General features: G+C 67.7%; 7 protein-coding genes and 1 pseudogene. 2 read left to right on the top strand and 6 right to left on the bottom strand.

The window, feature by feature from the left end:
* Nucleotides 1-873 precede the first annotated feature (873 nt).
* A pseudogene (locus WA670_RS31995) lies at nt 874-2,914 on the top strand (APC family permease).
* A 36-nt stretch (nt 2,915-2,950) separates the two neighbouring features.
* On the opposite strand, the gene WA670_RS32000 reads toward WA670_RS31995, so the two are convergent.
* The 6 genes from WA670_RS32000 to WA670_RS32025 all read right to left on the bottom strand — a co-directional run bounded on the left by WA670_RS32000 (nt 2,951) and on the right by WA670_RS32025 (nt 7,887).
* A complete protein-coding gene (locus tag WA670_RS32000; protein ID WP_336159849.1) occupies nt 2,951-3,145 on the bottom strand; it encodes a hypothetical protein in 195 nt (64 codons plus the stop codon).
* 218 nt (nt 3,146-3,363) lie between these two features.
* Nucleotides 3,364-3,585, bottom strand: a complete 222-nt coding sequence (locus WA670_RS32005; protein ID WP_336159850.1) for a hypothetical protein — start codon at nt 3,583-3,585, stop codon at nt 3,364-3,366.
* A 327-nt stretch (nt 3,586-3,912) separates the two neighbouring features.
* Nucleotides 3,913-4,692 (bottom strand): GntR family transcriptional regulator, encoded by a 780-nt coding sequence (locus tag WA670_RS32010; protein ID WP_336159851.1) that lies wholly within the window; start codon nt 4,690-4,692, stop codon nt 3,913-3,915.
* A gap of 155 nt (nt 4,693-4,847) precedes the next feature.
* A complete protein-coding gene (locus WA670_RS32015; RefSeq protein ID WP_336159852.1) occupies nt 4,848-5,297 on the bottom strand; it encodes an FmdB family zinc ribbon protein in 450 nt (149 codons plus the stop codon).
* Nucleotides 5,298-5,366: 69 nt separating this feature from the next.
* The gene (locus WA670_RS32020; protein WP_336159853.1) at nt 5,367-6,185 is read right to left on the bottom strand and encodes an N-acyl homoserine lactonase family protein; all 819 of its coding nucleotides are present in this window, start codon (nt 6,183-6,185) and stop codon (nt 5,367-5,369) included.
* Nucleotides 6,186-6,219: 34 nt separating this feature from the next.
* Nucleotides 6,220-7,887: a long-chain fatty acid--CoA ligase gene (locus WA670_RS32025; RefSeq protein WP_336159854.1), complete on the bottom strand. Its 1,668-nt coding sequence runs from the start codon at nt 7,885-7,887 to the stop codon at nt 6,220-6,222.
* 155 nt (nt 7,888-8,042) lie between these two features.
* Between WA670_RS32025 and WA670_RS32030 the strand changes: the two genes are divergently transcribed.
* The coding region (locus tag WA670_RS32030) for an aldehyde dehydrogenase family protein (RefSeq protein ID WP_336159855.1) at nt 8,043-8,252 on the top strand (210 nt) is incomplete at its 3' end.

An 8,252-nucleotide genomic window follows, 5' to 3' on the forward strand; every position in this document is an offset into this window, starting at 1 on the left:
CCGCCCGTCGCCTCCGCGCCCCTGACGGCACATGGGCAACTGGCCCCGCCCGCGTGCTCCCGGTTCCCTTTCCCCGTCGCGAACGGTCCGCACTTGCGCTCCGGCTGCTTCGCCCGGGACGGACTGCGGGCCGGACACGGGTTGCCGGCTGCCCAAGCGAAGCGCCGGGCCGGGCACGCGGCCCCCACTCGTCCAGGTCGATCAGCTCGGGCAGCAGTTCGGCGCAGATTCCGTGGGCACGGCAGGCAATCGGGTTCCCCCGCGGGTGCGCGGGATGCCGTTCGGCCATGCACGCCCCGCGCTGGCGGACGGGAAGCACAACCAGCGACGCGACGCCCAGTGCGGCTCCGGCGGCCCGAACGTCCTCATCGGACAGTCGAGCACGGACGACAGCGGACGCGGGAAGCCAGGCTCCGCCGTAGCCGCCGAACAGGACCGCCCGCGCGCGTTCAGCCGGCCGCCGCCAAGGTCGAGCACCTCGCCGACGGATGTGCCGAGAGGGGTTTCGCACGCCGCCGGCCGTTACTGCGTCGCGGCCTGGCCGGAATGGTCACCGACTCCCCCGACGCGGGATTCGCCGCCTGTTTTCCAGCCTTTCCAGCGCCCGCACCGCACGAGGCCCGCCGGAGAAGGCGACCAGCCGGCGAACAGAGGAGCGCCTCGGGTATGCGCACGACAAGAACTCCGCGACGGTGCACCTGCGGCTCGGACCGAGGCGGCGGGACAGTCAACCACCCGATCGACCACAAACCGGGCTCGTTGACAGAGCTTTGACGCCGAGCCGGGAGACCTTGACGCGATCCCTACGGCGACGCCGGGATCTTGACGGAATCCCTACGCCGGTTCCCTTGCTCGCGAGGGACGCTGCGGTCTGTGCCCGCACCCACGTCATGGCTCAAACGGCTGATCGTCGGCCGCCCCTTCCGCAGCGACACCCTCGGGGAGACGTTGCTGCCGAAGTGGCTCGCCCTGCCGATCTTCGCCAGCGACCCGCTGTCCTCGGTCGCCTACGCGACCCAGGAGATCCTGCTGATCCTCTCGATCGGCGGCCTGGCCTACCTCGCGCTGGCTCCGTGGATCGGGCTGGCGGTCGCGGTGCTGCTCACCGTCGTCGTCATCTCCTACCGCCAGGTGGTGCGCGCCTATCCCAGCGGGGGCGGCTCGTACGAGGTCACCGCGCGCAACCTCGGCCGCTCGGCGGGGCTGGTCGTAGCCGGGGCGCTGATGGTCGACTACATCATGACCGTGGCCGTGTCGGTCTCCTCCGGCGTGGACAACATCATCTCCGCCGTCCCACAGCTGAACGACCACCGGCTCCTGCTCGACGTCGGCTTCATCGTGGTGCTGATGGCGATGAACCTGCGCGGCCTGCGCGAATCCGGCCGCGCTTTCGCCGCCCCCACCTACCTGTTCATCGCTTCCGTCCTGCTCGTGATCGGCACCGGCTTCGCCCGGGTGCTGGCCGGGCACCCCCCCGGTCGCCGAAAGCGCCGGCTACGACATCCGCGCCGAACAGGCCGGGCTGACCGGCCTCGCGCTCGTGTTCCTGCTGCTGCGCTCCTTCTCCTCCGGCTGCACCGCGCTGACCGGCGTGGAGGCCATCTCCAACGGCGTCCCGGCGTTCCGCAAACCCAAGGCGCTCAACGCGGCGCGCACGATGACCGCCATGGGAGCGGTCGCGGTGGTCATGTTCGGCGGCATCACCGCACTCGCCTTGATCTCCAAGGTGCACATCGCGGAAAACCCTTGTGATCTCACCGGTTTCGCCGGCAACTGCCAGACCGACCCGCAGCGCACCGTGATCAGCCAGATCGGCGCGGCCGTCTTCGGCGGCGACCACGCGCTCCTGTTCTACGTCCTGCAGGCGGCCACCGCGCTCATCCTGATCCTCGCCGCGAACACCGCCTTCAACGGGTTCCCGCTGCTGGCCTCCATCCTCGCCCGGGACCGGTACCTGCCCCGGCAGCTGCACACCCGCGGCGACCGGCTCGCCTTCTCCAACGGCATCGTCGCGCTCGCCGGCGTCGCGGTGCTGCTGACCGTCGCCTTCGACGGCTCCACCACGCGGCTCATCCAGCTCTACATCCTCGGGGTGTTCACCTCCTTCACCCTCTGCCAGGCAGGCATGGTCCGGCACTGGAACCGCGTCCTCGCCGGCACGACCGACCCCCGCGAACGCCGGACCGCCCACCGTTCCCGGCTGATCAACGCGCTCGGCGCCGGCCTCACCGCGATCGTCCTCGTCGTCGTCCTGATCACGAAGTTCACCCACGGCGCCTACCTCGTCGTCATCGCCATTCCCCTGCTGTACGGCATGATGCGGGCGATCCACCGCCACTACACCCACGTCCGGGACGAACTCCTGCCCGACGAGGAAAGCGAACTGCTGCCCAGCCGCGTGCACGCGACCGTGCTGGTGTCCAGCCTGCACAAACCCAGCCAGCGCGCGATCGCCTTCGCCCGCGCCACCCGGCCCGACACCCTCACCGCGATCACCGTCAACGTCGACGACACCGACACCCGCGACCTGCAACGGCAATGGGAACAACGGAACATGAAAATCCCGCTCAAGGTCATCGAATCGCCCTACCGCGAGATCACCCGCCCGGTCGTGCAGTACGTCACGAACATCCGCCGCGCCAGCCCCCGCGACGTCGTCTGCGTCTACATCCCCGAATACGTCGTCGGCCGCTGGTGGGAAAACGCCCTCCACAACCAGAGCTCGCTGCGGCTCAAGGGCCGCCTGCTGTTCGAACCCGGCGTCATGGTCACCAGCGTCCCCTGGCAACTGCGCTCCACCCGCCACCGCGACCTCACCCGCGTCCGCCCCCTCCCCGGCGACACCCGCCGCGGCGTCACCGTCCAACACCGGACCTCACCCGCAACCAGTCGGCGGCCCACCCGCGCCAACTAGCTACCTTGCTTACGCGAGTTCCATTACAGGCGAGCCTCAAGTTGACAGCTCGATACTGGCGTTCGCTTCCAGCAGTTCTGCGAGTTCGTCGACGACCCAGTCGAGAAGAGTGATCGCGGTGGGGTTGGGTTCGTCGGCCGTGCGCCTGGCGGATCGCTCATTGAAGATCGCCCGGGTCAGCCAACGCAAGCGGTCGTCCGACGGCCCTCCGCCTTCAAGCAGGGTCAACATGGCCTGCCTCCGCAGACGTCCTCCACAGAGGACACGGCCACGGCCGCAGCGTCACATTCCAGCTGGGAAATCACGTCGAAAGCATGCCTCTCTACTCGCTCACACACACCATTCCAGGCGATCGTCCTGACCTTCAGTCATCGACCAGCACGATGCATCGCTCCCCCATGCGTTGCACTAGCCGCCAGCGTCCTACGACGCCCGTGGCTCCACGTCACCTAGGTCGAAAGGCTGGTTGCAGCTCCAGCCGAGCCGAACAGGTGGACCGCTCGCCACTGTGCTCCCTCGAAGAGGCCTAGCAGCAGCTTCGCTTTTTGCACCAGTTCGTCAAAGGTGGTCACGTCGACGTCGGGCATGCTCGTGCGGAACAACTCGAAGCTGCGACGCGATTTGTCCGAATAGCCGGGCAACCTCGTCGGCCGCTTTCTGGATGGCAGCACACCGTCGCCTTCCCGGACGCGAGCTCATTGCGAGACTGGCCATTCCTGGCGATTCCGCGTGCTATCGGGGCTGATCGGCCCCGGGATGCCCGTCCCGGCCGGGCCGCGCGGCCTCCGGATTCTCACCGGGACGCGGATCCTCGGAGAATCCCGAGCCGAAGGGATGTGCCCATCGGGAGGAGCCCGAGCTCAGCCGCCACCCGTGCACAGCTCGTTTACGCGTTCGCCGCGACCGGGTGCGCGTCCCGGAAACTGCTCGCCCGCCCAGCACGGAATGGCCGGCAAACCGCCCCTGCGGCGCACCGCGTCCGGCCGCGGCCGCCTGCGTTACTCGAACTGGCCGAACGCGTCGGTCGACCACGGGCCGGGAATGCCCTCGACCCGGGACCGGGTCACCTCCGCCGGCGTCTCGTCGGCGACGAGGATGCCGCGCTCGGTGAGATGATTGGCCAGGAGTTCGCCGACGTTGCGGATGTGCGCGGTCATCGCGTCGCGAGCGGTGCGCGGGCTTCGGTGTTTGAGACCCCGGAGCAACGGAAGATGGTCCTCGGGCGCCGCCTCGTACCAGCCCTCGACCGTCGACCACGCGCGGAACGGCGCGTACCGGACAGTCAGGCGCAGAAGCCACTGCAGTTTGTTGGCCTGCGCGATGCGGTTGATCAGCGCGTGCAGATCCCATTCGACGCGTTCGGCGGCGGTGTCGCCCCGGGCGATCGACGCGACGATCTCTTCCTGCATCTCGTACAGCTTCGCCACGTCCTCGTCGGTGATGCGGAGAGCGGCGCGGCCGGCGAGTTCGCCGGCGAAGTAGGCTTGGGCGTCGTAGATGTCGATGAAGTCCTGCCGGCTCATCTGGACGACGCGGAACCCGCGCCCCGGCCGGAGCTCGACGAGGCCTTCGCCGGACAGGGACATGAGGGCCTCGCGCACCGGCGTGGCGCTGACGCCGAACCGCGCGGCGAGGTGTTCGGTCCGCAGCGCGGTGTTCCCGGACGCTTCCCCGCTCATGATCATCTCCCGGACGAGGCGGCTGATCTGCGGGCTCAGCTTCTGGTTCGGGTCGATCGACACCGGCTTCCCGTCCGACGCCGCCGGGGCTTCGCTCACGACATCCTCACCGTTCTCGTTCCGGCCTCTTCCGCCGCGCTTCGCGACGGACGTTCGCCCCAGCGTAGCCGCCCTCCCCCGCGGAAGGATCCCGCACCAGGGCGCACCTCCCCTTTCGCGAACCGCGCACGGCGGAAAACCAGGTCGTGCCAGGCTTACGGCCGAGGGCCTTGACCGGCGCTTTCGCTGCCGCGACGGGCACGGCCGGCCTCGGCAGCCGCCGCTGTCGCGTCGTTGCTCGCAGCGGCACGAGTCGCGAGTTCTTTGTACGTCAACGGTTTGCGCTCGAACACGCCCTCGTGCGCGGCCACTGCGTCGCGGTGCTCGCGATGCTCCGGATGCCGTGCTTCGAACGCTTGCCGACGATCCATTTCCCGTCGCCACTTGGTGATCAGTTCCCGGTCGCCGCCGCCGACGCCTTCCCACGACTGGGGCGCCGCCGACATCGCGGTGGGCGGCTTCGCGCTTCCGAGCAGAGCCGGAGCCGACGGACGGCGCGCCGTGGCGCCGCCGCAACTCGGGCAGTCCGGGTCGGGGCTGGACCACGACGGCATGAAGTATTCGAAGACAACGCCGCACCCGCAGCGGTAGTCGTACAAGGGCATGTCGCTCTCCTCAGGTCAGCGGGTCGGGGAGGCCGGGCGCGGCGAACCGCGCCCGGCCTCCCGGGCAGGTCAGGTGTAGTACTCGTCCGGGCCGAGGCGCAGTTCGCGCAGTTGATCGGCGGAGTGCCCGAAAACGACAGTCGCGTCGGTCTTTTGCTCGATGGCACGGATTTTCTCCACCGAGTTGAACCAAGCGACAGTGTCGTAGACGATCCCGGCCGCGATGGCGGGCGGGCCGTAGGATTCCTTGAGGTACAACGAGTCCGAGGCGAAAATCATCGTTCCCGAATCGGCGAGGTCGACCTTGAGGCTCATCGTTCCCCAGGTGTGACCGGGAGTGCGAAGCAACGTGACGCCGGGCAGGATCTCCGTGTCCTCGCTGACGGTGTCGAAGGTCAGCCCGTCGTAATCGGATTTGATGTGCGCGCCCTTGTTGTAGCCGTCGAAGGAGAACGCGCCCTTCTTCTCCTCCTCGTCGATGATCAGTTTCGTGCCGGTGTCCTGCCACAGCTTCGCGTTCGCGGCGTGGTCCATGTGCAGGTGCGACAGAAGCAGGTAGTCGATGTCGCCGGGTTCGACGCCGAGTTGCTTGAGCCGGGAGTCGAGCCACATGTCCTCGGTGACGGAGTCGACCGGGAAGAACTGGTCCAGCCCGGTGGGGCCCCAGCGGGTCTCCCAGTCGCGCGGCACGCCCGCGTCCCAGACGATCTTCTTGCCCGACGGGTGTTCGATGTAGACGACGTGCGTCGGGACCTCGACCCAGTCCTTGAGCTTGTCCGGTTGCGTCCGGGTCGCCATCCGGCCCGGGTCGATGAGCAGCCAGGTCAGGTCGGCGTGCATGGTGCCGGTCGGGATGATGCGCAGCTTGATCTTGTCTTTCTCGGACATCGGTTCTCCTCGTTGAGCGGATGTGTCGAGCAGGTCAGGCGCTCGCCGCGCCGAGCTTCTCCCGGGCCAGGTCGAGTCCTCCGTCCGCGACGACGCCGCGGATCGCTTTCTTGTCGTACTTGCCCACGCTGGTCTTGGGCACCTGCGGCACGAACAGGAACTGGTCCGGAACCCAGAACTTGACGAATCCCTGCGCCAGCAAATGGTCGCGCAGTTCGGTTTCGGTCAGCGACGGATCGGCACGCACGACGCAGGCGAGCGGTCGCTCCAGCCACCTCTCGTCCTCGATCCCGACCACCGTCGCCTCGGCGACTTTGGGGTGCAGCATCAAGGAGTTCTCGAGGTCGATGGTGGAGATCCACTCCCCGCCCGACTTGATCAGGTCCTTCGACCGGTCCTTGAGGTGCACGTAGCCCTCCGGGTCGATGCAGCCGACGTCGCCGGTCTTGAGCCAGCCGTCGATCATCGAGTCCTTGGTGCGCTCGTCCCGGTAGTACTCGCTGGCGGTGAACGGCGAGCGCACGAAGAAGTCGCCGACGCTCGCGCCGTCCCACGGCAGTTCTTCGCCGGATTCCTGGTCGACCACCTTGATCTGCATCAGCGGGATCGGCAGCCCCTGGGTCTGGCGCAAGGTGTAGATCTCGTCCTCCGTGCCGCCGGCCAGAGTCGACTTCAGCGCGAAGAAGCAGATCTGCGGCGAGTTCTCGGTCATGCCGTAGCCCTGCATGACTTCGCAGTCGTACTCGTCGTTGAACCACTGCATGACGGCCTTCGACGGCGCCTGCCCGCCGAGCCACAAGGTCGACAGTGTCGAGAGATCTCGCGGCCGATCCGCCGCGCGCACAGCATCACGGATCATGGTGCCGATCGTCACCGCGGCATTCATGCCGGTCACACCCAGATCTTCGATGATGTCGAGGTAGTCCGCCGGAAGCGGATGCGCGCCCGGGAGGACCAGCGTCGCGCCCTGCAGCAATGCGGTGTGCGGGATATTCCAGCCGTTGCAGTGGAACATCGGCGCGACTTCGAGCCAGACCTGATGCTCGCTCATGTTCAGTTTGTCGTGCATGGCAAGGCACATCGCTTGCAGCACCATCGCCCGGTGCGAGTAGACGACGCCCTTCGGGTCGCCGGTCGTGGCCGACGTGAAGCACATCGCCGACGCCGTCTTCTCGTCGAACTCGCCGAACTCGATCGTCTCGTCCGCGTCCGCGAGCAGCTCCTCGTAAGAATCCACCGGCAGCGGGATCTTGTGGTCCGGCACCGGGCCGTCGCAGAACACGATCACCCGCTCGACGCTCGGCAGGCCCGCGTCCACCAGCTGCGCCACGAGGTCGAGCTGGTCTTCGTCGACCAGCAGGACGCGGTCTTCCACTTTGTCGATGGTGAACTTCTGCTGCGCCGGGGAGAGCCGCAGGTTGATGGTGTGCAGCACGCCCTGGATTCCCGGGACCGCGAAGTAGGCCTCCAGATGACGATGGTTGTTCCACGCCAGTGTCCCGACCCGGTCGCCCCGCCGCATGCCCAGCTTGCGCAGCGCGTCCCCCAGCCGCCGGACTCGCTTGCCGAAGTCCCGGTAGGTGTAGCGGTGATATCGGCCCGGGCCGACCCGGGTGATGATCTCTTTCTCGGCGAACAGCCGTTCGGTCCGCCACAGCAGCGAGTGCAGCAGCAGCTGGCTGTCGAACATCAATCCCTGCATGACAACTCCGCGATGAGTCGGTCAGTGGTTGGACAACAGGATGACTTCCTCTATAGAATCCTGCAAGACGAAGTGAGATGTAGGGCACACCGTACGACGCTGACATGGGAGAATCAATGCTAGAGCGAGATCGTCTCTATATAGAAGGTGCTTGGGTGTCGGCTAGCGCCGGGGAGACCATCGCTGTGGAGAACCCGGCTACCGAGCAGGTTCAGGCGCGCGTTCCGGAGGGCACGGCCGGGGACGTCGATCGGGCGGTCCGGGCGGCGCGGGAGGCGTTCGCGGCGTGGGCGGCCACCAGCCGGGCCGAGCGCCGCGAACTGCTGCGGAAGCTGCACGACGGCCTTGCCAAGCGGGCGGAAGAA

The organism is Amycolatopsis sp. VC5-11 (assembly GCF_037034185.1).
Classification (GTDB): Bacteria; Actinomycetota; Actinomycetes; order Mycobacteriales; family Pseudonocardiaceae; genus Amycolatopsis; species Amycolatopsis nivea.

Coding starts and splice junctions, on each gene's coding strand:
- WA670_RS32015 (WP_336159852.1), bottom strand. CDS start 5,297: ATGCCCTTGTACGACTACCGCTGCGGGTGCGGCGTTGTCTTCGAATAC.
- WA670_RS32000 (WP_336159849.1), bottom strand. CDS start 3,145: ATGTTGACCCTGCTTGAAGGCGGAGGGCCGTCGGACGACCGCTTGCGT.
- WA670_RS32020 (WP_336159853.1), bottom strand. CDS start 6,185: ATGTCCGAGAAAGACAAGATCAAGCTGCGCATCATCCCGACCGGCACC.
- WA670_RS32025 (WP_336159854.1), bottom strand. CDS start 7,887: ATGCAGGGATTGATGTTCGACAGCCAGCTGCTGCTGCACTCGCTGCTG.